23 protein-coding genes and 1 tRNA gene are annotated in these 24,375 nt (G+C 62.6%); all 24 read right to left on the bottom strand.

What is annotated here, in order from left to right:
- Positions 1–15: 15 nt before the first annotated feature.
- Positions 16–1,146 (bottom strand): acyl-CoA dehydrogenase family protein, encoded by a 1,131-nt coding sequence (locus P9220_RS09435; protein ID WP_309764616.1) that lies wholly within the window; start codon positions 1,144–1,146, stop codon positions 16–18.
- Positions 1,147–1,155: 9 nt separating this feature from the next.
- On the bottom strand, positions 1,156–2,352 hold the full coding sequence (locus P9220_RS09430; RefSeq protein ID WP_309764615.1) for an acyl-CoA dehydrogenase family protein: 1,197 nt from the start codon (positions 2,350–2,352) through the stop codon (positions 1,156–1,158).
- 51 nt (positions 2,353–2,403) lie between these two features.
- A complete protein-coding gene (locus P9220_RS09425; RefSeq protein WP_309764614.1) occupies positions 2,404–2,853 on the bottom strand; it encodes a DUF1178 family protein in 450 nt (149 codons plus the stop codon).
- A gap of 187 nt (positions 2,854–3,040) precedes the next feature.
- On the bottom strand, positions 3,041–3,640 hold the full coding sequence (locus P9220_RS09420) for an NUDIX hydrolase (protein WP_309764613.1): 600 nt from the start codon (positions 3,638–3,640) through the stop codon (positions 3,041–3,043).
- 46 nt (positions 3,641–3,686) lie between these two features.
- Positions 3,687–4,007 (bottom strand): DUF2818 family protein, encoded by a 321-nt coding sequence (locus tag P9220_RS09415; RefSeq protein WP_309764612.1) that lies wholly within the window; start codon positions 4,005–4,007, stop codon positions 3,687–3,689.
- The gene (gene nuoN, locus P9220_RS09410) at positions 4,007–5,479 is read right to left on the bottom strand and encodes an NADH-quinone oxidoreductase subunit NuoN (RefSeq protein WP_309764611.1); all 1,473 of its coding nucleotides are present in this window, start codon (positions 5,477–5,479) and stop codon (positions 4,007–4,009) included. The genes P9220_RS09415 and nuoN overlap by 1 nt, the downstream gene beginning before the upstream one ends.
- Positions 5,480–5,504: 25 nt before the next feature.
- Positions 5,505–6,995, bottom strand: coding sequence for an NADH-quinone oxidoreductase subunit M (locus P9220_RS09405; RefSeq protein ID WP_309764610.1), 1,491 nt, complete (start codon positions 6,993–6,995; stop codon positions 5,505–5,507).
- 15 nt (positions 6,996–7,010) lie between these two features.
- Positions 7,011–9,065 (bottom strand): NADH-quinone oxidoreductase subunit L, encoded by a 2,055-nt coding sequence (gene nuoL / locus P9220_RS09400; RefSeq protein ID WP_309764609.1) that lies wholly within the window; start codon positions 9,063–9,065, stop codon positions 7,011–7,013.
- A gap of 17 nt (positions 9,066–9,082) precedes the next feature.
- Positions 9,083–9,388, bottom strand: a complete 306-nt coding sequence (gene nuoK / locus P9220_RS09395) for an NADH-quinone oxidoreductase subunit NuoK (RefSeq protein ID WP_007588140.1) — start codon at positions 9,386–9,388, stop codon at positions 9,083–9,085.
- A gap of 22 nt (positions 9,389–9,410) precedes the next feature.
- Entirely contained in the window at positions 9,411–10,100 is a 690-nt protein-coding gene (locus tag P9220_RS09390) for an NADH-quinone oxidoreductase subunit J (RefSeq protein WP_309764608.1), read from the bottom strand.
- A gap of 150 nt (positions 10,101–10,250) precedes the next feature.
- Positions 10,251–10,739, bottom strand: a complete 489-nt coding sequence (gene nuoI / locus P9220_RS09385) for an NADH-quinone oxidoreductase subunit NuoI (protein WP_035959380.1) — start codon at positions 10,737–10,739, stop codon at positions 10,251–10,253.
- A 26-nt stretch (positions 10,740–10,765) separates the two neighbouring features.
- Positions 10,766–11,830, bottom strand: coding sequence for an NADH-quinone oxidoreductase subunit NuoH (gene nuoH / locus P9220_RS09380; RefSeq protein WP_309764607.1), 1,065 nt, complete (start codon positions 11,828–11,830; stop codon positions 10,766–10,768).
- Complete coding sequence (gene nuoG, locus P9220_RS09375; protein ID WP_309764606.1) at positions 11,831–14,167, bottom strand: NADH-quinone oxidoreductase subunit NuoG; 2,337 nt, start codon at positions 14,165–14,167, stop codon at positions 11,831–11,833. It lies immediately after the preceding gene.
- A 49-nt stretch (positions 14,168–14,216) separates the two neighbouring features.
- Positions 14,217–15,539 (bottom strand): NADH-quinone oxidoreductase subunit NuoF, encoded by a 1,323-nt coding sequence (nuoF, locus tag P9220_RS09370; RefSeq protein ID WP_035959384.1) that lies wholly within the window; start codon positions 15,537–15,539, stop codon positions 14,217–14,219.
- On the bottom strand, positions 15,536–16,021 hold the full coding sequence (gene nuoE / locus P9220_RS09365; RefSeq protein WP_035959385.1) for an NADH-quinone oxidoreductase subunit NuoE: 486 nt from the start codon (positions 16,019–16,021) through the stop codon (positions 15,536–15,538). The genes nuoF and nuoE overlap by 4 nt, the downstream gene beginning before the upstream one ends.
- Positions 16,022–16,189: 168 nt before the next feature.
- Positions 16,190–17,443: an NADH-quinone oxidoreductase subunit D gene (locus P9220_RS09360; RefSeq protein ID WP_309764605.1), complete on the bottom strand. Its 1,254-nt coding sequence runs from the start codon at positions 17,441–17,443 to the stop codon at positions 16,190–16,192.
- A 9-nt stretch (positions 17,444–17,452) separates the two neighbouring features.
- Positions 17,453–18,055 (bottom strand): NADH-quinone oxidoreductase subunit C, encoded by a 603-nt coding sequence (locus P9220_RS09355; RefSeq protein ID WP_309764604.1) that lies wholly within the window; start codon positions 18,053–18,055, stop codon positions 17,453–17,455.
- 20 nt (positions 18,056–18,075) lie between these two features.
- Positions 18,076–18,555, bottom strand: a complete 480-nt coding sequence (locus tag P9220_RS09350) for an NADH-quinone oxidoreductase subunit B family protein (RefSeq protein ID WP_006052903.1) — start codon at positions 18,553–18,555, stop codon at positions 18,076–18,078.
- Positions 18,556–18,616: 61 nt separating this feature from the next.
- Positions 18,617–18,976 (bottom strand): NADH-quinone oxidoreductase subunit A, encoded by a 360-nt coding sequence (locus P9220_RS09345; RefSeq protein ID WP_309764603.1) that lies wholly within the window; start codon positions 18,974–18,976, stop codon positions 18,617–18,619.
- Positions 18,977–19,152: 176 nt separating this feature from the next.
- Positions 19,153–19,237 (bottom strand) — tRNA-Leu (locus P9220_RS09340).
- A gap of 127 nt (positions 19,238–19,364) precedes the next feature.
- Positions 19,365–19,733 (bottom strand): preprotein translocase subunit SecG, encoded by a 369-nt coding sequence (secG, locus tag P9220_RS09335; RefSeq protein ID WP_309764602.1) that lies wholly within the window; start codon positions 19,731–19,733, stop codon positions 19,365–19,367.
- Between the two features lie 81 nt (positions 19,734–19,814).
- Complete coding sequence (gene tpiA / locus P9220_RS09330; protein WP_309764601.1) at positions 19,815–20,588, bottom strand: triose-phosphate isomerase; 774 nt, start codon at positions 20,586–20,588, stop codon at positions 19,815–19,817.
- A gap of 151 nt (positions 20,589–20,739) precedes the next feature.
- The gene (locus P9220_RS09325; RefSeq protein ID WP_309764600.1) at positions 20,740–21,792 is read right to left on the bottom strand and encodes an NAD(P)H-quinone oxidoreductase; all 1,053 of its coding nucleotides are present in this window, start codon (positions 21,790–21,792) and stop codon (positions 20,740–20,742) included.
- A gap of 200 nt (positions 21,793–21,992) precedes the next feature.
- On the bottom strand, positions 21,993–24,128 hold the full coding sequence (gene pnp / locus P9220_RS09320) for a polyribonucleotide nucleotidyltransferase (RefSeq protein WP_309764599.1): 2,136 nt from the start codon (positions 24,126–24,128) through the stop codon (positions 21,993–21,995).
- Between the last annotated feature and the right edge of the window lie 247 nt (positions 24,129–24,375).

The following is a 24,375-nucleotide window of genomic DNA, read 5'->3' as shown; positions in this document are numbered from 1 at the left end:
AGGTCCTCTTGAACGTCAAACGTCGGTAAGGGAAAACGCGGGCGACGATGCAAAGCGCGCGAGATGATGATCCACGTCGCCGAGCGTCGTCTCGATGATCGACAGGCGCTTGAACCAGTGCGCAACCGGCAACTCGTTCGTCACGCCCATGCCGCCGTGCAACTGCACCGCCTGCTGACCGACGAAGCGCGCAGCCTGTCCGATACGCGCTTTTGCCGCCGATATCGCTTGCGCGCGCGTGGCGGCGTCGTCGTTCGGATAGCGTGCGGCGGCGAGGTAGGTGATCGAGCGCGCCTGCTCCGTGTGAATCAACATGTCCACCATGCGATGCTGCAATATCTGAAACCGCGCGATGGGTCCGCCGAATTGCTGGCGCTCCTTCGTGTAATCGATCGTCGCGCGATTCAGTGCATCGAGCGCGCCGAGCGCTTCGGCACATAGCAGGAAAGTCGCGTAGTCCGCGATGCGTTCGAGCGTCGCTGCGCCCGCGCCGTGCTCATCGAGGCGCGTGGCGGGCGTTGCATCGAAGACGAGGGTTGCCGCGCGCTGGCCGTCGATCGTGCGATATTCGGTGATGCCGGCGTTGGCCGCATCGCGCGCGACGACGAAGATCGCGATCTCGCCGTCGACGCGCGCCGGCACGATCCAGTAATCCGCTTGCGCGCCGTGCTGCACGACCGACTTCACGCCTGTGATCGCGCAGGCATCGCCGGTGACGGTGGCCGTCGCGCGCAGGTCGAACAGGTCGTAGCGCGCGTGCGGCTCGTGGAAAGCGACCGTCAACCGCACGTCGCCTGTTGCCGCGCGCTCGAGCAACTCGCCGGCCATTGCGCTTCCCTGCGATGCGACGAGCCGCAAAGCCTCGATACCCGACAACGTCGCCCAGACCGGCTCGACGACGAGCGCGCGCCCCAGTTCCTCCATGACAACGAGCATGTCGACCGGGCCGCCATCGAAGCCGCCCAGCGCTTCCGGAACCGGCAACGCGAGCAGGCCGAGCTCGGCGAAGGCGCGCCAGTGCTTGCCATCGACGCCCGCCTCGGATGCCACGATTCGTTGCCGCACATCGAATCCATACTCGTTGTCGAGATAGCGGCGCAGCGCATCGCGGAACTGCTGCTGTTCATCGCTGAAGTCGAAGTTCATGGCGGCTCCTCAAAGTCCCAGAATCATCTGCGCGATGATGTTCTTCTGAATCTCGTTCGATCCGCCGTAGATCGATGTCTTGCGGAAGTTGAAGTAGTAAGCGGCGAGCGGCGCGGCGTCATCGTCGCCGGTCACGCTCGTTTCGCGCTCGCCTTCGAGGAATGCCGGATCGAAGGCGGCCGCCTGCGGGCCGATGGCTTCGAACATCAGTTCGGTCAGCGCCTGCTGGACTTCCGTGCCCTTGATCTTGAGCATCGATGCTTCCGGTCCCGGTCCCCTTCCGCCCGCCTCGCTCGCGACGACGCGCAGGACCGTCACCTCCAGGGCCATCAATTCGATCTCGAGCGCCGCGACCTTGCCCGCGAACAGGGGATCGTGCAGCAGCGGCTTGCCGTGCTTGTTCCGATCGAGCGCGAGACGCTTCAGAAACGCCAGTTCCCGCTTCGATTGTCCGACGCGCGCGATGCCCGTGCGCTCGTGGCCAAGCAGATACTTCGCATAGGTCCACCCGCGATTCTCGTCGCCAACGAGATTGGCGGCCGGCACCCTCACGTCCTCGAAGAAGACTTCGTTGATCTCGTGATCCTCATCGAGCGTGATGATCGGACGCACGGTAATGCCCGGCGTCTTCATGTCGATGAGCAGAAACGAGATGCCTTCCTGCTTCTTCGCGCTGCTGTCGGTGCGGACAAGGCAGAACATCATGTCGGCGTGCTGCGCGAGCGTCGTCCAGGTCTTTTGTCCGTTGACGATGTAGTGATCGCCGTGGCGCTCGGCGCGCGTGCGCAGCGACGCGAGGTCGGACCCGGCGCCGGGCTCGGAATAGCCCTGGCACCACCAGTCGTCGCCATTGAGGATGCGTGGAAGATAGCGAGACTTCTGCGCGTCGCTGCCGTATTTCATCAGCACGGGCGCGACCATCGACACGCCGAAGGGCAGCACGATCGGCGCGCCGGCGCGGGCGCATTCCTCGTCCCAGATGTGACGCCGCGTGGCGTCCCAACCGGGACCGCCGTATTCGCGCGGCCACGCCACCGCCGACCAGCCGCGCGCCGCAAGCAGCTTGTGCCAGCTCGCGTAGTCATCGCGGTTCAGGTGTTTGTGTCCGAGGACTTTGTCGCGCAGGGCGCGTGGCAGACTGGCTTCGAGCCAGGCGCGGACGTCGGCCCGAAAGGCGTTGTCCGCAGGGGAATAATCGAGATCCATGCGCGGTGTCTCCTCATCGTGCCGAAGCCTTCGGAGACGCCGCGCTCGCGCTTACTGCAGCGGCTCCTTCAACGCTGCCGGCACCGGCAGCGGCATCACTTCGATTCCCTCTTCGAGCAAAGCGTGCGCGTCTTCCGGCGTCGTAACGCCGCGGATGTTGCGCGCGGGCGCTTCGTTGTAGTGAATGCGCCTTGCCTCCTCCGCGAACCGCTCCCCCACGTTTTCAGTCTTCTCGACGAGCTCGCGCATGAATTGCAGCGCGCGCGCCTGCAACGCGGCGGCGTCGGGAGCGGCCACCGGCGCTTGAGCCGGTGCGGACGCATCCCCGCGCGCCGACGACAAATTCAGCCGCGGCGCGGACGGCATGCGGCTGACGTCAGTCGCCGAGCAGACGGGACAGGCGACCAGCTTGCGCGCCAACTGCGACTCGAATTCGTCGGCCGATGCGAACCAGCCTTCGAAGCGATGCTCGTGCGCGCACTTTAAATCGAGGACCTTCATGCTGATGGGGATTCTTGGAGTTTAGGCTCGGAACTGCTGTTTGTGAACGGTCGTTCGTCATGTAGGACGATAAGGCGTCCGTTCTTTGGATTCTAGCCGTTCGAAGCGTGCAACGCTTAGCCGTTCGAGTGCACCAAAACGACCAAGCGGCCACATGGGCCGCTTCGATATTCGACGACGCTTCGGCTTACGCCTTGATCGATTCGCCCGCCTGCCACTCGCCGGACCGGAGCTTCTCGAGCCAGAACGCGCCGATGATCGTTTTCACATCGCTGATGGTTCCGTCCTTGACCCACGTCATCAGTTGCGCATGATCCGCGATGAACGTCTCGAGGAATTCGCCTTCGTCCAACTTGGCGTCGCCGGCTGTGAGGCCGCTCGCGAGATACAGGTCGATGAATTCCGTCGAATACGAAATCACCGGATGGATGCGCGTCAAAAATGTCCACTCGCGCGCGCTGTAGCCCGTCTCTTCCTGCAGCTCGCGCTTCGCGCACGCGAGTTCGTCCTCGTTCGGATCGAGCTTGCCCGCCGGAAACTCGAGCAGCACGCGGCCGACCGGATAACGAAACTGCCGTTCGAGGAGCACGCGGCCATCGTCGAACACGGGGAGAATCATCACCGCGCCCGGATGCTCGACGAACTCGCGCGTGGCGTGTTTGCCGTCGGGCAAGGCAACGGTGTCGCGCTTAAGCGTCAGGAACTTCCCTGCGTGCAGGGTGACGCTCTCGACCTTCTTCTCGATGAGGCCGTCATCGCTGCCGGGAGTGGACGTGTGATCTGCCATGCTGAACCCTGTGTCGGACGCAAACAAGCCGCTGACGGCAGGACCGTCAGCGGCGTTTGACGAGGTATTGATACGTGAAGCCCGGAAACGCGAGCACCACGAAGAGACTGAAGGTAATGGCATAGAACTGCCATTCCTGCGTGAAGCGGTTGCCGGCGCGCGCTTCGAGCATGAAGCCGAGCGCGCCGACGACGAAGTACAGAACGATAAGCTCGCCGATTCTGATCCAGGCGCTCTTCCTCGCGGTCTTGCGCCCCGCCGCCGCGGGAAGCGGCAACGGCACGACTGCGAAAAGGCGCTGATTCAGGAAAGGAATGTTGGCGCCCACGAGCGCCAACAGCACAATGAACCAGCCCGCAGCCGACATTACAGCGGCAGCGTATGCGAGATCGCCTGCAGGCACGCCGTCATCAGCGGGCCCGGGACCAGACCGAGCACCAGCACGGCCAGGCCGTTGAACGCGAGAAGCGAACGATTGAAGGTGCCGGCTTCGATCGGCGATGCGTCCTGCGGTGCGTCGAAGTACATGAGCTTCACGATACGCAGGTAGTAGAACGCGCCGACCAGCGAGGTCAGAACCGCGAGCACGGCGAGCCACGTGAGGCCGGCGTTCATCGTCGCTTCGAGCACGGCGAGCTTCGCATAGAAGCCGACCGTCGGCGGAATGCCCGCGAGCGAGAACATCATCACCATCATGACGAACGCGAAAACCGGGCTGCGCTGATTGAGACCCTTGAAGTCGTCGATCATTTCGGCTTCGAAGTCACGGCGTGCCAGCAACATGACCACGCCGAAGGTGCCGAGCGTCGTCACCAGATAGATGATGCTGTAGAACATTGCCGAGCTGTATGCGCCCGCCGCGCCCGTCACCTTGCCGTCGACAACGCCCGCAAGCAGGCCGAGCAGCACGAAGCCCATGTTGGAGATGGCCGAGTAAGCCAGCATCCGCTTGATATTCCGCTGCACGATACCCGTGACGTTGCCGACGATCAGCGACAGCGCCGCGAGAATCACCAGCATCTCCTGCCAGTCCACTGCGAACGGCAGCAGACCCATCACGAGGAAGCGCAGGCCCCACGCGAACGCCGCGACCTTCGGGCCGCCGCCGGTCAGCAGCGTCATGGCGGTCGGCGCGCCCTGATAGACGTCAGGCACCCACATATGGAACGGCACCGCGCCCATCTTGAACGCTACGCCCGCGACGATGAAGATCACGCCGAAGAGCAGCACGGCGTCGTTGATGCGGCCCGACGCCACCGCCTTGAGCACTTCGTTCAGTTCGAGCGAGCCGGTCGCGCCGTACAGCATCGACACGCCATAGAGCAGGAAGCCGGAAGCGAGCGCGCCGAGCACGTAGTACTTCATCGCCGATTCGTTCGACTGCGGCACGTCCTTGCGCAGGGCGATGACCGCATACAGCGACAACGACATCAGTTCCAGGCCGAGATACAGCGTCAGGAAGTTGTTGCCCGAAATCATCACGCACTGGCCGAGCAGCGAAAACAGGCCGAGCAGGAAGAAGTCGCCGCGGAACAGATCGCGGTCTTCCAGGTACTTCCGCGAATAGATGATCGATACCGCGTAACCGAGCGTCACGACCGCTTTCATCGCGCTCGCGAACGGATCGACGATATACATGCGCGAGAAGAAGTAATGCGGCGTCGGATCGAGCGCGGTGAACGCGAACCACACGCCGACGACGACCGTCGACCAGAGCGCGATCAGATACGTGACGCGACGGCTCGACGGTCCGAAGATCGTGTCGTTCAACCAGGCCACGACGACCGCGGCCATCAGGACCGCGTCGGGCAACAGGACACTCATAGGGGCGTTTTGCATGATCTTTTAGTTCCTCCGCACGGCGTTACTGATCCAGCGGCAGCTTGGACTGCGCGACGTGGGAGAGCAGGTTTGCCACCGACTCGTGCATCACGTCGGTGAAGGGCTTCGGATGCAGGCCCATGTAAAGCGTGAACAGCGCGAGCACGACGAGCATGAACATCTCACGCTTGTTGATGTCCGCGAGCTTGGCGACGTGGTCGTTCGCGACCGCGCCGAAGTACACGCGCTTGTACATCCACAGCGTGTAGGCCGCGCCGAGAATCAGCGTGAACGTGGCGAGGAAGCCGATCCAGAAGTTGAACTTCACCGCAGCCAGAATCACCATGAACTCGCCGACGAAACCCGACGTGCCCGGCAGGCCGCAGTTGGCCATCGCGAAGAACATCGACAGCGCCGCGAACTTGGGCATCGTGTTGACGACGCCGCCGTAATCCGCGATCTGACGCGAGTGGACACGGTCGTACAGCACGCCGATGGAAAGGAACATGGCGCCCGAGATGAAGCCGTGCGAGATCATCTGGATGATCGCGCCTTCGACGCCGAGCTGGCTGAAGATGAAGAAGCCGAGCGTGACGAAGCCCATGTGCGCAATCGACGAATACGCGACGAGCTTCTTCATGTCCGCCTGCACCATCGCCACGAGGCCGATGTAGATCACCGCGATCAGCGACAGCGTGATGACTACCGGAGCGAGGAAATGGCTCGCGTCCGGCGCGATGGGCAGCGAGAAGCGCAGGAAGCCGTATGCGCCGAGCTTCAGCATGATGGCCGCCAGCACGACCGAACCGCCCGTCGGTGCTTCGACGTGCGCGTCGGGCAGCCAGGTGTGGACCGGCCACATCGGCACCTTCACGGCGAACGCCAGGAAGAATGCGATGAAAAGCAGCACCTGCGGCGTCATGCCGATCTTCGCGGCTTGCCACGTAGCGAGGTCGAACGTGTGCGTCTGCGTGTACAGATACAGCAGCGCGACCAGCATCAGCAGCGAGCCGGCGAGCGTGTACAGGAAGAACTTGAACGCCGCATAGACGCGGTTCGGGCCGCCCCACACGCCGATGATGATGTACATCGGAATGAGCGTGGCCTCGAAGAACACGTAGAACAGCATGCCGTCGGCCGTCGAGAACACGCCGATCATGATGCCCGAGAGAATCAGGAACGCGGCGAAGTACTGCGACACGCGCTCGGTGATCACTTCCCAGCCGGCGATCACGACGATGACCGTGATCAGCGCGGTCAGCACGACGAACCACATCGAGATGCCGTCGACGCCCAGGTGATACGTGATGTTGAACCGCTCGATCCAGTTCGCCTGCTCGACGAACTGCAGCGCGGCGGTGGACGAGTCGAAACCGGTGACCAGCGGAATGGTGACGATCAAACCGAGCACCGAGCCGACCAGCGCGACCCAGCGCGCGGGCGCCGGATTGCGGTCATTGCCTACCGCGAGAACCAGCAGGCCGAAGATGATCGGCAACCAGATCGCGACACTGAGAATCGGAAAAGAATGCATGGGGTCCCTCGCCTCTTATTTGCCGCCGAGCGTTACAAACAGGGTCAACAGCCCCAACATGCCGATAATCATGGCGAACGCGTAGTGGTAGATGTAACCGGATTGAAGGAAGCGGATGACACCGGCGAACCAGCCGACGAATCGCGCACTGCCGTTGACGACGCCGTCGATGACGACCACATCGCCCTCTTTCCACAGCCCGCGGCCGATTGCGATGGCGCCCTTCGCGAAGACCACTTCGTTGATCTTGTCGAAGTAGTACTTGTTGTCGAGCAGCGTGTAGATCGGGCCGAAGCGGCGGCGGATGACCGGCGGCAGATCGGGGCGCTTCATGTACAGGAACCAGGCGACGATCACGCCGGCGAGCGCCAGCCACACCGGCAAACCGGTGACGGAATGGAGGCCCATGGCGAACCAGCCGTGGAATTCCTCGGCCATTTCGTGCATGCCTTCGTGGTTCTCGGCGATGTAGATCACCTTGTCGAACACGACGCCGTGCGAGAAGAAGTCGCCGAAGAGCATCGGGCCGACCATGATCGCGCCGATCACCACCGACGGAATCGCCAGCAGAATCAGCGGCAGCGTAACGACCCACGGGCTCTCGTGCGGCTCGTGCGCATGACCGTGACCGTGGTCATCGTGGCCGTGGCCATGACCGTGCGCCGCTTCTTCGGCGCCCATCGGCGAGTCGGGGTGCTTGGGACCGCGGAAACGCTCCTTGCCATGAAACACCATGAAGTACATGCGGAACGAGTACAGCGCGGTGACGAACACGCTCGCCACCACCGCGAAATACGCGAAGCCCGAACCCGGCAGGTGCGAGAGCTTCACTGCATCGATGATCGAGTCCTTCGAGTAGAAGCCCGAGAAGAACGGCGTGCCGATCAGCGCGAGCGAACCGAGCAGCGACGTGATCCACGTGATCGGCATGTACTTGGCGAGACCGCCCATGTTGCGCATGTCCTGATCGTGGTGCATGCCGATGATGACCGAACCCGCGCCGAGGAACAGCAGCGCCTTGAAGAACGCGTGCGTGCCCAGGTGGAACACTGCGACCGGATACGCCGACACGCCGAGTGCGACCGTCATGTAACCGAGCTGCGAGAGCGTCGAATAAGCGACGACACGCTTGATGTCGTTCTGCACTACGCCGAGGAAGCCCATGAACAGCGCGGTAATTGCACCGATGACCGTGACGAACGACAGCGCCGCGTCCGAATGCTCGAAAAGCGGCGACATGCGCGTCACCATGAAGATGCCGGCGGTCACCATCGTCGCCGCGTGAATCAGTGCGGAGATCGGCGTCGGACCTTCCATCGAGTCAGGCAGCCACACGTGCAGCGGGAACTGCGCGGACTTGCCCATCGCGCCGATGAAGAGGCAAATGCAGGCGACCGTCAACAGGCCCCAGGTCGTGCCGGGGAATTGCATGTTCGCGAGCTTGTCGCCTTGCGCGAAGACATCGCCGTAGTTGAGCGATCCGGCGAACGCGAGCAACAAGCCGATGCCCAGCAGAAAGCCGAAGTCGCCGACGCGGTTCACGAGAAACGCCTTCAGGTTCGCGTAGATGGCGCTTTCACGCGTGTAGTAGAAGCCGATCAGCAGGTACGACACGAGACCCACCGCTTCCCAGCCGAAGAAGAGCTGCAGGAAGTTGTTGCTCATGACGAGCATCAGCATCGAGAACGTGAAGAGCGAGATGTACGAGAAGAAGCGCTGGTAGCCGTCTTCCTCCGCCATGTAGCCGATGGTGTAGATGTGCACCATCAGCGAGACGAAGGTGACGATGACCATCATCATCGCGGTGAGCGAGTCGACCAGGAAGCCGACCTCCATCTTCAGCGAGCCGAGCGACATCCACTGGTAGATGGTGGCGTTGAAGCTCGCGCCCTTCAGCACGTCGGCGTAGACGATCGCCGACAGGATGAACGCGACGAAGACGCCGAGAATGGTCACGCGATGCGCGCCCTTGCGCCCGATCGCACGCCCGAGCAGCCCGGCGATCAGCGAGCCCGCGAGCGGCGCCAGCGGGATCGCAAGCAGGAGGTTTTCGTTGAGTGTCGTGGACATAACAGCCTAGCCTGAAATTAACCTTTGAGCTGATCGAGATCCTCGACGTTGATCGTGTCGAGGCTACGGAACAGGGTCACGAGAATCGCGAGACCGATCGCGGCTTCGGCAGCGGCCACGGTCAGGACGAAGAACACGAAAATCTGGCCGTGCACGTCGCCCAGATAGTGCGAGAACGCGACGAAATTGGTATTCACCGCGAGCAGCATCAGCTCGATGGCCATCAGGATGATGATCACGTTGCGGCGGTTCAGGAAGATTCCCACGATGCTGATCGCGAACAGGATCGCGCCGAGCACGAGGTAATGGGCAAGACTCAACATGTTTCGATTTCTCCTCTCTCGCTCAGCCTTTGTTGTCGACCGTGCCCGCGCCGACGTTGCCGGTCACGGCGGGCTCGACAGACGCGTCCGGCGCCTGCTTCTCGGCCTGCATCTTCACGAGACGCACGCGGTCCTCGCGGCGAACCTTGACCTGCTTGCTGACGGTTTGCGTCTTCTTGTCCTTCTTGTCGCGGATGGTCAGCGAGATTGCCGCGATGATGGCGACGAGCAGCACGAGACCCGCGATTTCGAACGCGAAGATGTAATCGGTGTAGATGACCTTGCCGATCAGTTGCGTGTTCGGCATCACCGCGGCGCTGCCGACGCCCGCGCCCGCTGCCGCATCGCGCAGCGGCGTGACGGTCGCGCCGTAGCCGTGCCACAGGATCAGCGCCGTTTCGATCACGATGATCGCGCCCACGATGGTCGCGAGCGGCACGAAGCGCCGGAAGTCGCGTCGCAGCACGTCGATGTTGATGTCCAGCATCATCACGACGAAGAGGAACAGCACCATCACGGCGCCGACATACACGAGAACCAGAAGGATCGCGAGGAATTCGGCTTGCAGCAGCATCCAGATCGCGGCCGCGTTGAAGAACGCGAGCACGAGAAACAGCGCGGACGACACCGGGTTGCGCGAAGTGATCACCTTTAGCGCGGATACGGTCAGCAGCAGCGCGAAGATGTAGAACAGTACGGTTGTGAATTCCATGATTACCGGTTCATCGTTAGGCCATCATCAGGCATGGTGTGTCGGCGCGCGTCCCGCTCTTCACGTGCGCCGACAGCAACAACAGAATCGCTTGGGTTTCGATGCCGGTCTCGCGCGGAGCCATGATTCTTCACCGGCATCGAATCCGCATCAACGGTAAGGAGCGTCCGCCGCCTTCGACGCGGCGATTTCCTTCTCGTAACGATCGCCCACTGCAAGCAGCATGTCCTTCGTGAAATACAGGTCGCCGCGCTTCTCGCCGTGATACTCGAGGATATGCGTCTCGACGATCGAATCGACCGGGCAGCTCTCTTCACAGAAGCCGCAGAAGATGCACTTGGTCAGGTCGATGTCGTAGCGCGTCGTGCGGCGGGTGTTGTCCGCGCGCGTTTCCGATTCGATGGTGATCGCGAGCGCCGGGCATACCGCCTCGCACAGCTTGCACGCGATGCAGCGCTCTTCGCCGTTTTCGTAGCGGCGCAGCGCATGCAGCCCACGGAAGCGCGGCGAAACCGGCGTCTTTTCTTCCGGGAACTGCACGGTGATCTTGCGCTGGAACGTGTAACGTCCCGTCAGCGCCAGCCCCTTCAGCAGTTCGGTCAGGAAGAAGGTCTTAAAGAAGTTCTGAATTGCATTCATGATGGTTTTCGTCCGCTCTTTCGCCGTTACTTCCAGATGTTGAGCGGCGACATGATCCAGAAGCCGACCACGACCACCCACACGACCGACACCGGCAGGAACACCTTCCAGCCGAGACGCATGATCTGGTCATAGCGGTAACGCGGGAAAGTCGCGCGCGCCCAGATGAAGATCGACAGCAGGAAGAAGACTTTCAGCACGAACCAGAAGACGCCAGGAATGAACGACAGGAAGCCGAACGGTGCATCCCAGCCGCCCAGGAAGAGCGTCGCCGCGATCGCCGAAATGACGATCATGTTGATGTATTCGGCCAGGAAGAACAGCGCGAACGCCATGCCCGAATAGTCGATCATGTGGCCCGCGACGATTTCCGATTCACCTTCCACCACGTCGAACGGGTGACGGTTCGTTTCAGCGATGCCCGAGATGAAGTACACGACGAACATCGGCAACAGCGGCAGCCAGTTCCACGACAGGATGTTCACGCCGAAGCTCGCGAAGATGCCGCGCTGCTGCGACGCGACGATGTCCGACATGTTCAGCGTGCCGGCCACCATCAGGACGACGACCAGCGCGAAGCCCATCGAGATTTCGTAGGACACCATCTGCGCCGCCGCGCGCATTGCGCCGAGGAACGCGTACTTCGAGTTCGACGCCCAGCCCGCGAGAATCACGCCGTACACGCCGATCGACGAGATCGCCATGATGTACAGCAAGCCCGCATTGATGTTGCCGAGCACCGCCTTCGCCTGGAACGGAATAACCGCCCACACGGCGAACGCCGGCACCACGGTCATGATCGGCGCGATCACGTAGATCCATTTGCTGGCCTGCGTCGGCTGGATCACTTCCTTCAGCAGCAGCTTCAGCACGTCCGCGATCGGCTGCAACAGACCCGCCGGGCCGACGCGGTTCGGACCGAGACGCACGTGCATCCAGCCGATGAGCTTGCGCTCCCAGAGAATCAGGTACGCGACGCACAGCAGGATCACTACCGCGACGACGAGGATGCGCACGAGCGCCCAGACGGTCGGCCATGCGACGCCAAGAAGCTGCGTGCCGCCTGCGTTGATCGTATCGAACAAGCCCATTTACGCCTTCTCCACTACCAGTTCACCGAACAGGCCGCCGAGTGCCGCTCCGGCCGCCGTGGCCGCCGGCACGCGAACCACCGATTCAGCCAGATTCGCGTCACGGACCGCGGGCAGCACCACCGACAGATCGCCTTGCCTGACTCGCACCGCGTCGCCATCCTTCAGGCCGAGCTTGTCGAAGAGCGTCGTCGGCAGGCCGGCGACATTCGCCTCGCGGGCCGCTGCCGTCAGATGCAGCGACGGCGCGCGACGCACGAGCGGGTCGGCGTGATAGATCGGCACATCGGCGAGACGCTCGAAGCCACCCTTCACCGCGATGTTCGAAGCTGCGCGCTTCGCCGCCACGGTCGTCTCGTTCGACAGACGCGCGGTCAGGTCGCCCGTGCCCAGGGCCGCGATGCGCACTTCTTCGGCCGTGTCGAATTCGAAGCCCGGCAGGCCGAGCATCGTGCCGAGCACGCGCAGCACCTTCCAGCCCGGACGCGTATCGCCCAGACCGCGCACCACGCCGTTGAACGACTGAGCCGTGCCTTCCGCGTTGACGAACGTGCCCGATGTTTCCGTGAACGGCGCGATGGGCAGCAGCACGTCCGCATACTCCATGCCGTGCTTGAACGGCGACATCACGACGACCATCTCCGCCGCCTTGAGCGCGGCGATGGCTTGCGCCGGGTTCGCCGTATCGAATTCCGGCTCGGCGTTGAGAAGCACGTAGCCCTTGCGCGGCTGTTCGAATACTTCGCGCGCGTTGAGGCCGCCTTCGCCGGGCAATGCATCGACAAGATACGCGCCGACCGAGTTGGCGCCTTCGGTCAGGAACCCGAAGCTCGCGCCGGTGTTGTCGGCGATCCACTGCGCCGCTGCCTGGATCTGCGCGAAATCCGGGTGCTGAACCGCCACGTTGCCGAGCAGCACGACACGCTTGTCGCCCGCCGACAGCGACGCGGCAACGTCCTTCGCCGCAGCCGACGCTTCGCGGCCCGCAAACGCCTCGGGCAACGCGACGCCGCGCGCCTCGGACACGGCCGCCGCGATCCCGGCCAGTTGATCCAGCCATGTTGACGGCGCCGCCACCAGGCGATGCGCGGTCGGAATCAGCGAGTCGTCATTGGTTGCGTTCAGGAACGTGAGCTTCGCGCCGTTCTTCGCCGCCTGACGCAGGCGCGCCGCGAAGAGCGGATGATCGCGCCGCAGGAACGAGCCGATCACGAAAGCGGTGTCGACATTCGACAGATCCGCGATCTTCACGCCGAGCCACGGCGCGCCCGCACCGACTGGCGCGGAGAAATCGTTCTGACGCAGACGGAAATCGACGTTCGGCGTGCCGACGCCTTCAGCCAGCGCCTTCAGCAGGTGCAGTTCCTCGACCGTGCTGTGCGGCGTCGCGAGCGCGGCGATGGCGTTCGCGCCATGATCCGCCTTGATGCCCTTGATGCCCTTCGCCACGTACTCGAGCGCGGTCTGCCAGTCGGTCTCGATCCAGTTGCCGCCCTGCTTCAGCATCGGCGTGCTGAGACGCTCGTCGCTGTTCAGGCCTTCGTAGGAGAAACGGTCCTTGTCCGAAATCCAGCATTCGTTGATGGCTTCGTTCTCCATCGGCAGAACGCGCATCACGCGGTTGTTCTTCACCTGGACGACCAGATTTGCGCCGACGGAATCGTGCGGACTCACCGACTTGCGGCGCGACAGCTCCCACGTCCGCGCGCTGTAGCGGAACGGCTTGCTCGTGAGCGCGCCGACCGGGCACAGGTCGATCATGTTGCCGGACAGTTCGGAATCCACTGTCTTGCCGACGAACGAGGTGATTTCCGAGTGCTCGCCGCGGCCCAGCATGCCGAGTTCCATCACACCGGCGACTTCCTGGCCGAAGCGCACGCAGCGCGTGCAATGGATGCAGCGCGTCATCTCTTCCATCGAGATGAGCGGACCGACGTTCTTGTGGAACACGACGCGCTTTTCTTCGCTATAGCGCGACTGCGACTTGCCGTAACCGACCGCCAGGTCCTGCAGCTGGCATTCGCCGCCCTGATCGCAGATCGGGCAATCGAGCGGATGGTTGATCAGCAGGAATTCCATCACCGACTGCTGGGCCTTCACGGCCTTGTCGGACGTGGTGCGAACGACCATGCCAGCCGAAACAGGCGTCGCGCACGCGGGGACTGCCTTCGGCATCTTCTCGACTTCGACGAGGCACATCCGGCAGTTCGCCGCGATCGACAGCTTCTTGTGATAGCAGAAGTGAGGAATGTACGTATCGACCTTGTGCGCAGCCTGGATCACCATGCTGCCTTCGGGCACCTCGACCGTCTTGCCGTCAATTTCTAGTTCAACCATGATGGGGAATGGTCCTCAACCTCTTTCGCGCAACTGACTGTGCGCCTGATTACGCGGTAAGCGCTTCGGACGCCGCATGATGCGCGTGCCCGCCGACGAGACAGTGCTTGTGCTCGACGTGATATTCGAATTCGTTCCAGAAGTGCTTGAGCATGCCGCGAACGGGCATCGCCGCTGCATCGCCGAGCGCGCAGATCGTGCGACCCATGATGTTCTCGGCGACCGAGTTCAACAGATCCAGATCTTCCTTGCGTCCGAGACCATGCTCGATGCGATGCACCACGCGATACAGCCAGCCCGTGCCCTCACGGCAAGGCGTGCACTGGCCGCATGACTCTTCGTAATAGAAGTACGACAGGCGCAGCAGCGAGCGCACCATGCAGCGCGTTTCGTTCATGACGATGACCGCGCCCGAACCGAGCATCGAGCCCGCTTTGGCGATCGAATCGTAGTCCATGTCGGTGGCGAGCATCATCTCGCCCGGCACCACCGGCGCCGACGAACCACCCGGGATGACCGCCTTGACCGAGTTGCCGCGCACGCCGCCGGCGAGTTCCATCAGCGTCGAAAATGGTGTGCCGAGCGGAATCTCGTAGTTGCCCGGACGATTCACGTCGCCCGACACCGAGAAGATCTTCGTGCCGCCGTTGTTCGGCTTGCCCAGTTCCAGATAATTCTGCGGCCCGATCTCCAGCAGGAACGGCACCGCCGCGAAGGTCTCGGTGTTGTTGATCGTGGTGGGCTTGCCGTACACGCCGAAGCTCGCCGGGAACGGCGGCTTGAAACGCGGCTGGCCCTTCTTGCCTTCGAGCGATTCCAGCAGCGCCGTTTCCTCGCCGCAGATATACGCGCCGTAACCATGATGCGCGTAGAGCTCGAACGAGAAGCCGGAGCCCAAGATGTTCGCGCCGAGATAACCGGCTGCGCGCGCTTCTTCCAGCGCCGCTTCGAACACGCGATAGACTTCGAAGATCTCGCCGTGGATATAGTTGTAGCCGACGGTGATGCCCATCGCGTACGCGCCGATGGCCATGCCTTCGATCAGCGCGTGCGGGTTCCAGCGAAGAATGTCGCGGTCCTTGAACGTGCCCGGCTCGCCCTCGTCCGAGTTGCAGACGAGATACTTCTGTCCCGGGAACTGACGCGGCATGAAGCTCCACTTCAGGCCCGTCGGGAAACCGGCGCCGCCACGGCCGCGCAGACCCGACGCCTTGACGTCGGCGATCACCTGCTCGGGCGGAATCTTTTCTTCGAGGATGCGGCGCAGTTGCTTGTAGCCGCCGCGCGCAACGTAATCTTCGAGATGCCAGTTCTCGCCGTTGAGGCCGGCGAGGATCAGCGGCTTGATGTGACGATCGTGGAGAGACGTCATTTCGAAAGTTCCTCGATCAACTGGTCGATCTTCTCGCGGCTCATGAAGCTGCACATGCGGTGATTGTTCACCAGCATCACGGGCGCATCGCCGCACGAGCCGAAGCACTCGCCTTCCTTCAGCGTGAACTTGCCATCGGGCGTGGTCTCGCCGAAATCGATGCCGAGCTTCTGCTTCAGATACTGCGCCGCGCTGTCCGAGCCGCCGTCCGGACCGAGCTGGCAAGGCAGGTTCGTGCAGAGCGTGATCTTGTGCTTACCGACCGGCGCGAGCTCGTACATCGTGTAGAAGGTGGCGACTTCCTGCACTGCAACAGGCGGCATGCCCAGATAGTCGGCCACGAACTTCATCAGTTCCGGCGACAGCCATCCGTGCTCCTCCTGCGCGACAGCGAGCGCCGCCATCACCGCCGACTGCTTCTGCTCGGCGGGATACTTCGCGATCGCACGATCGATTTCTTTGAGGCCTTCAGCTGAGATCATTTTCAGACACGACTCTTTCAATTCCTACCGAACGAAAACCTGCCGCGACCATCTTATTGCAGCAGACCTGGCGTCCTGCGGTTTCCTGTAATTGCTTCTACGCTTCCCGCTCCGACTCACCGCGACGGCGGCCCGACGAGCGCGCCGTGCTTGCAGCGGGCGAATGGATCAGCGATCGATCTCGCCGAACACGATGTCCTGCGTCCCGATGATCGTGACGGCGTCGGCAATCATGTGGCCGCGCGCCATTTCGTCGAGCGAAGCGAGGTGCGCATAACCGGGCGCGCGGATCTTCAGGCGGTACGGCTTGTTCGCGCCGTCCGAAACCAGATAGATGCCGAACTCGCCCTTCGGGTGTTCGATCGTGGCGTACGTCTCGCCTTCCGGCACGTGGAAGCCTTCCGTGAAGAGCTTGAAGTGGTGAATCAGCTCTTCCATGTTGCTCTTCATGCCGACACGCGACGGCGGCGCAACCTTGTGATTATCGATCATCACAGGGCCGGGATTCGCACGCAGCCAGGCAATGCACTGTTTGGCGATGCGCGTGGATTGACGCATTTCTTCGACGCGCACGAGATAACGGTCGTAGCAATCGCCGTTCACGCCGACGGGGATGTCGAAGTCGAGCTGGTCGTAGACTTCGTACGGCTGCTTCTTGCGCAGATCCCATTCGATGCCCGAACCGCGCAGCATCGCGCCGCTCATGCCGAGCTGCAGCGCCCGCTCGGGACTGACCACGCCGATGCCGACGAGGCGCTGCTTCCAGATGCGGTTGTCGGTGAGCAGCGTTTCGTACTCGTCGACATAACCGGGGAAGCGCGTGAAGAAGTCGTCGATGAAGTCAAGCAGCGAACCCTGGCGGTTCTCGTTCATCTTCTCGAGCGCCTTCGCATTGCGAATCTTCGAGACCTTGTATTGCGGCATCGCGTCCGGCAGATCGCGATAGACGCCGCCCGGACGGTAATACGCCGCGTGCATGCGCGCGCCCGATACGGCCTCGTAGACGTCCATCAGGTCTTCGCGCTCGCGGAACGCGTAGAGGAACACGGCCATCGCGCCGACGTCGAGCGCGTGCGAGCCGATCCACATCAGGTGGTTCAGTACCCGCGTGATTTCATCGAACAGCACGCGGATGTACTTCGCGCGCACCGGCACGTCGATGCCGAGCAGCTTTTCGATGGCGAGCACGTAAGCGTGCTCGTTGCACATCATCGACACGTAGTCCAGACGGTCCATGTACGGCACGGACTGAATGAACGTTTTCGTTTCCGCGAGCTTTTCGGTCGCGCGATGCAGCAGGCCGATGTGCGGATCGGCGCGCTGGATCACTTCGCCATCCAGCTCCAGCACGAGGCGCAACACGCCGTGTGCGGCAGGGTGCTGCGGGCCAAAATTCAGCGTGTAGTTCTTGATCTCTGCCATGACGCTCTCTTAATGTTTCAGGCCACCGTAGCGATCTTCGCGAATCACGCGCGGCGTGATTTCGCGCGGCTCGATCGTCACGGGCTGATACACGACACGCTTCTCTTCCGGGTCATAGCGCATTTCGACGAAACCGCTCACCGGGAAATCCTTGCGGAACGGATGGCCGATGAAGCCATAGTCCGTCAGAATGCGACGCAGATCGGGGTGGCCTTCGAACACGATGCCGTAGAGGTCGAACGCCTCGCGCTCGTACCAGTTGGCCGACGACCAGACATCGACCACCGACGGGATGATCGGCACGTCGTCGTCCGGTGCGAACACGCGCACGCGCACGCGCCAGTTGTTCGAAACGGAGAGAAGATGCAGGACGGCTGCGAAGCGCGGGCCTTCGTAGGCGCCGTCGCCATAGGTCGAATAGTCGAGGCCGGCGAGGTCCATCAACTGCTCGAAGCCGAGCGTGCGATCGTCACGCAGCTTCGTTGCGACTTCGAGGTAATCGGCCGCTTTCACGACGACCGTCAGCTGACCCAGCGACTCGGTGATGCTCTGGAGACGGCCGCCAAACGCCGCCTCGAGGTTCGCCTTCAGGGTCTCGAGTTTGCTTGCCATAGTTGGGGAGGCTCAGGCCTTTATTGACGGGCGATGGTGTTGGTGCGGCGAATCTTCGCCTGCAACTGGATCACGCCGTAGACCAGCGCTTCGGCCGTGGGAGGACAGCCGGGAACGTAAACATCGACCGGCACGATCCGGTCGCAGCCGCGCACGACGGAGTACGAATAGTGGTAGTAGCCGCCACCGTTCGCGCACGAACCCATCGAGATGACCCAGCGGGGCTCGGCCATCTGGTCATACACCTTACGAAGCGCGGGCGCCATCTTGTTGCACAGCGTGCCGGCGACGATCATCACGTCGGACTGACGCGGGCTCGGGCGAAACACCACGCCGAAGCGGTCCAGGTCGTAGCGGGCCGCGCCCGCATGCATCATCTCGACCGCACAGCACGCGAGACCGAACGTCATCGGCCACAACGAGCCGGTGCGCGTCCAGTTGATCAGCTTGTCAGCCGTGGTGGTGACAAAGCCTTCCTTCAAGACCCCTTCGATACTCATTTGATTTCCACTCCAGATGAGCAGCCAGCCAAAGCCGCCCATGAATCCGGTGATCTACCCGTTACTCCCAGTCAAGCCCGCCCTTTCTCCAGATGTAGGCGAAGCCGAGCAGGAATTCGAGGAGAAAGATCATCATGGCCATGAAGCCGGGCCAGCCGATATCACGCAGAGCCACGCCCCACGGAAACAGGAACGCCGTCTCAAGGTCGAAAATGATGAAAAGAATTGCGACGAGATAGTAACGCACATCGAACTTCATTCGCGCGTCTTCGAAGGCTTCGAAGCCGCACTCGTAAGGCGCGTTCTTTTCGGTGTCGGGTCTGCTGGGACCGAGAATCTTGCCGATGCTGACCAACGCTATACCTAAACCAAGGCCCACCACGAGGAACAAGAAGACGGGGTAATAGGGTGCGAGGTTCAAGGCTATCCTCAGATCGGTAGGTTCGGTCAGTCGATGATTGGGCACTTCTGCCGGGACGGACCACCCGGCGGTGGGACTCACTTGGGAGCACTCACGATGCCCGCAGCAACGTAAGGGTACTCCAGAAGTGACAATGCCAGCCGAAGCGTTGCAAGCGGCTGGCATTGGATAACTTTTGGTGCCGACGGCGAGACTCGAACTCGCACAGCTTTCGCCACTACCCCCTCAAGATAGCGTGTCTACCAATTTCACCACGTCGGCACTGTACTGCAATCCGGGAAAACAACTTCTTAATTGCCGCGAATCGCTTCAAGACTTGAATTATAACTAGGCCTCAAGAATTGTTCAACGCATAAAACACGAATTTCGCGAAAAAATGTTCCGGACGTTATTTCGGCACGTCAGTGCCCGGAGCTGCCGATGCAGGAGCGGTCACTGCCGGCGTCGAAGCACCCGCAGCAGGTGCCGATGCAGGCACCGGAGCGGCACCGCCCAGCACGCCAGCCGAAACCTGCGGCTTGTAACTTCCGAGGTAGGTGAGCGCGAGCGTCGTGATGAAGAAGATGGCCGCGAGGATCGCAGTCGTGCGGGAAAGGAAGTTGGCCGATCCGGTCGCGCCGAACAGGCTTCCCGATGCGCCGCTGCCGAAAGCCGCGCCCATGTCCGCGCCCTTGCCGTGCTGCAACAGCACGAGTCCGATGACGCCAAGCGCCGACAGCAACTGGACGACGATAATGATTGTCTTCAAATACAGCATTTCAACTCACCTGATCTTGATGTTTCCGTGGCACTCACGTGCCGCGACTTGCTCTCTTTCTACTGCCCTGCGCCCGGCCGCTTATCGCGTCGCGGTGTGCGCCGCCTGGCAGATCGCTAGAAAATCCTTCGACTTCAGCGACGCGCCGCCAATCAGCCCGCCGTCGATGTCCCGTTGCCCGAACAATTCCTGCGCGTTTTCGGGCTTCACGCTGCCGCCATACAACACCGGCACGTTCGCCACGGCCTCGCCCTTCTCAGCCAGCTTCGCGCGCACGAACGCGTGAACGCCCTGCGCCTGCTCAGCGGTGGCGCTCTTGCCCGTACCGATCGCCCACACTGGTTCGTAGGCGATGACAATACGCGCCGCTTCTTCCGCGCTCAGCATGATGAGCACGGCGTCCAGTTGCGCGCCGATGACCTGCTCCGTTGCGCCGGATTCCCGCTCCTCGAGCGTTTCGCCGATACAGACGATCGGCGTCAAGCCCGCTTCCAGCGCGCGACGCGCCTTCGCCGCGACGAGTTCGGGCGTTTCGCGATGATACGCGCGACGCTCCGAATGTCCGACGATCGCATACGTCGCGCCGAAGTCCGCCGCCATCTCCGCAGCGACTTCACCGGTGTATGCGCCTTGCGCGTGCGCCGAAATATCCTGCACGCCCCAGCGCATCAGCGAGCCCGAGAGCAGCGCCTGCGATTGCGCCAGATACGGACACGGCACGCATACGCCGACGCTCACGCCATTCTGCAAAGCCGATGCGCCCGCGGCGACTTCGGTCAGCAAGGCCGCATTGTCTTTGATGCGACCATGCATCTTCCAGTTGCCCACCACCAGTTTTGCTCGTTCTCTGGACATTGTCTCGTCGCTCGGCGGCTGGCGACAGCCGCCCTTGTTGTCGATCAGGAACGGCCCGTTGCTGCGCGGACCGCCTTGTTATGGAATGAAGCGCTATGAACTGCCGATTGCTTACAAAACAGGCGATTTTACTGTGATACGGCGAAACCGGTCAAACCGCCGAAAACGGAGTCTTGCATCGCGCGCCGTCACGCATCTCGCGCCAGTCGAGCACGATCTTGCCGACATGCGTGCTGCTCTCCATCAGCGCATGGGCAGCGGCTGCCTCGCGCGCCGGAAACACCTGGTGGATCACCGGCTTGATGCGCCCCGCTTCGATCTCGGGCCACACGCGCTCCTTCAGCTTCGCAGCGATCTTCGCCTTGAACGCAATCGGACGCGGACGCAGCGTCGAACCGGTGATGACCAGCCGGCGGCGCAAGATGTCGTTCAGATTGATTTCCGCCTTCGCGCCGCCGAGAAGCGCGATCACGCAGATGCGCCCGCCGTCGGCAAGCGCCTTAAGCTCACGCGGCAGGTAGTCGCCGGCGACCATGTCGAGAATGACATCGACACCGCGGTCGTTCGTCAGCGACTTCACCACTTCGACGAAATCTTCCGTCTTGTAGTTGATTGCACGCTCCGCGCCGAGCGATTCGCACGCACGGCATTTCTCATCGCTGCCGGCCGTGGCGAACACGCGAAAACCGAGCGCTCGCGCGATCTGAATCGCCGTTACGCCGATGCCGCTCGATCCGCCCTGCACGAGCAGCGTCTCCTCTTCGCCGTTCTCGCCGGCGCCGAGATGCGCGCGCTCGAAGACGTTGCTCCACACCGTGAAGAACGTCTCCGGCAGCGATGCCGCTTCGATATCGGACAGACCGGCCGGGACGGGCAGACATTGCTCGATCGGTGCGACCGCGTATTCCGCATAGCCGCCGCCCGCGAGCAGCGCGCAGACGCGATCGCCCTTCTTCAAGCCGAACGGATTGTGCCTCGCGTCAAAATCGCCATCGACGATTTCCCCGGCCACTTCCAGCCCCGGCAGGTCCGAGGCGCCGGGCGGCGGTGCATAGGCACCCTTGCGCTGAAAGACGTCCGGACGGTTCACGCCCGAAGCCGCGACCTTGATCAGCACTTCGCACTTGCCCGCTTCGGGCATCGGACGCTCGCCCGGCTTCAGCACCTCGGGTGCGCCGAACTCCGTGATTTCGATGGCCTTCATAGCTTTCCCCTGAATGCGTGGCAGGTTGATCGAAAGAACATACGGCTCTAACCGGATGGCAGTGCGCACGCGAAGCGCGATGCACGCGCCACACTGCCATCGAATCCGATGACGCGTCGGACAATGCATAGCCCGGACGCTCCCATACATGAAAACGGCCGGCTCGCGTAAGGCGAGCCGGCCGTCGACACATTACCGCATTACTGCTGCGGGTGCGTCGTCTCCGTTTGCGCGGCTTCGTTCAGCAACGCCTTGGCCGACAGACGCACGCGGCCCTTCTCGTCGGTCTGGATGACCTTGACCTTCACGATCTGGCCTTCCTTCAGATAGTCGTTGATGTCCTTCACGCGCTCGTTGACGATTTCCGAGATGTGCAGCAGACCGTCCTTGCCCGGCAGGATGTTCACGATCGCGCCGAAATCAAGCAGCTTCAGCACCGGGCCTTCATAGACCTGGCCCACTTCCACTTCCGCCGTGATGTTCTCGATACGCTTCTTCGCCTCGGCCATGCCTTCGGAGCTCGTGCTCGCGATGGTCACCACCCCGTCGTCCGAAATGTCGATGGTCGTGTTGGTCTCTTCCGTCAGCGCGCGAATCACCGAACCGCCCTTGCCGATCACATCGCGAATCTTTTCCGGATTGATCTTCAGCGTGATCATGCGCGGCGCGAACTCGGACAGTTCCGTGTTCGTGCCCGGCACAGCCGTGGTCATCTTGCCGAGGATGTGCATGCGGCCTTCCTTCGCCTGCGCGAGCGCGACCTGCATGATTTCCTTCGTGATGCCCTGGATCTTGATGTCCATCTGCAGCGCGGTCACGCCTTGCGCCGTGCCGGCCACCTTGAAGTCCATGTCGCCCAGGTGATCTTCGTCGCCGAGGATGTCGGTCAGCACCGCGAACTTGTTGCCTTCGAGGATCAGGCCCATCGCGATGCCCGCGACGTGCGCCTTCATCGGCACGCCGGCGTCCATCAGCGCGAGACAGCCGCCGCAAACCGAAGCCATCGACGATGAACCGTTCGATTCCGTGATCTCCGACACGACGCGGATCGAGTAGCCGAACTCGTCGGCGCTCGGCAGGCACGCGACCAGCGCGCGCTTGGCCAGGCGGCCGTGACCGATTTCGCGGCGCTTCGGCGAACCGACGCGGCCGGTTTCGCCCGTCGCGAACGGAGGCATGTTGTAGTGGAGCATGAAGCGCTCGCGGTACTCGCCTTCGAGTGCGTCGATGTTCTGCTCATCGCCCTTCGTGCCGAGCGTGGCGACGACCAGCGCTTGCGTCTCGCCGCGCGTGAAGAGCGCCGAGCCGTGCGTGCGCGGCAGCACGCCAGTGCGGATTTCGATCGGACGCACCGTGCGCGTGTCACGGCCATCGATGCGCGGTTCGCCGTTCAGGATCTGCGTGCGGACGATCTTCGCTTCGATGTCGAACAGCACGTTGCCGACGGTGGCCGCATCCGCTGCCGCCGTGCCCGACGCCGCCGCTTCTTCGGCGAGCTTGGCCGACGTCGATGCGTAGACTTCCTTCAGCTTGGCCGAACGCGCCTGCTTGTTGCGCAGTTGATAAGCCGCTTCGAGCTCCGGCTTGGCGATTTCGGTCACGCGCGAAATCAGCGCTTCGTTCTTCGGGGCCGGCTGCCAGTCCCATTCCGGCTTGCCGCCGTCGCGCACGAGTTCGTGGATGGCGTCGATCGCGGTTTGCATCTGGTCGTGACCGAACACGACCGCGCCGAGCATCACTTCTTCCGAAAGCTGCTGCGCTTCGGATTCGACCATCAGCACCGCGCGCTCCGTACCCGCGACGACCAGATCAAGCGCCGATTCCTTCATCTGCGCGCGCGTCGGGTTGAGCACGTATTCGTTGTTGATGTACGCGACGCGCGCGGCGCCGACCGGGCCGTTGAACGGCAGACCCGACACGGCGAGCGCAGCAGACGCGCCGATCAGCGCGGGGATGTCCGCCGGGATTTCCGGGTTCAGCGACAGGACGTGGATCACTACCTGCACTTCGTTATAGAAGCCTTCCGGAAACAGCGGACGCAGCGGACGGTCGATCAGGCGCGAGATGAGCGTCTCGCCTTCGGACGGACGGCCTTCGCGGCGGAAGAAGCCGCCCGGGATCTTGCCGGCGGCGTAGGTCTTCTCGAGGTAATCGACGGTCAGCGGGAAGAAGTCCTGGCCGGGCTTCGCCGTCTTCGCGCCGACGACGGTGGCCAGAACCACGGTGTCTTCAACATCGACGATGACCGCACCGCTCGCCTGACGCGCGATTTCACCGGTTTCGAGGCGGACGTTGTGTTGTCCCCACTTAAATTCTTTGACGATCTTATTGAACATTGCGACTCCTTCTATGTTGCGCCGCGCCTTCGACCGAGCGCATGGGGCTGTCGAACGGCGCTGGGCTGGGACGGTCCCGCGCCAGGCTTGAGAGGTGTGTTATGCCATTCCAGCGCGACGCGCGTACTGCGCCGCCGTGCCGCGCTGGAATGACACAAAGCTCTGCCGCGAGGCTGGACCGTGTGTGAACCGGATGACTCATCCGGGTACGACCGGGACTGCTGACTGCAACAACACGTGCCGACGA

Source organism: Caballeronia sp. LZ016 (assembly GCF_031450805.1).
Lineage (GTDB): Bacteria > Pseudomonadota > Gammaproteobacteria > Burkholderiales > Burkholderiaceae > Caballeronia.
The sequence above is the reverse complement of the archived record's forward strand: the minus strand, read 5'-3'. Positions and strand labels throughout refer to the sequence as shown.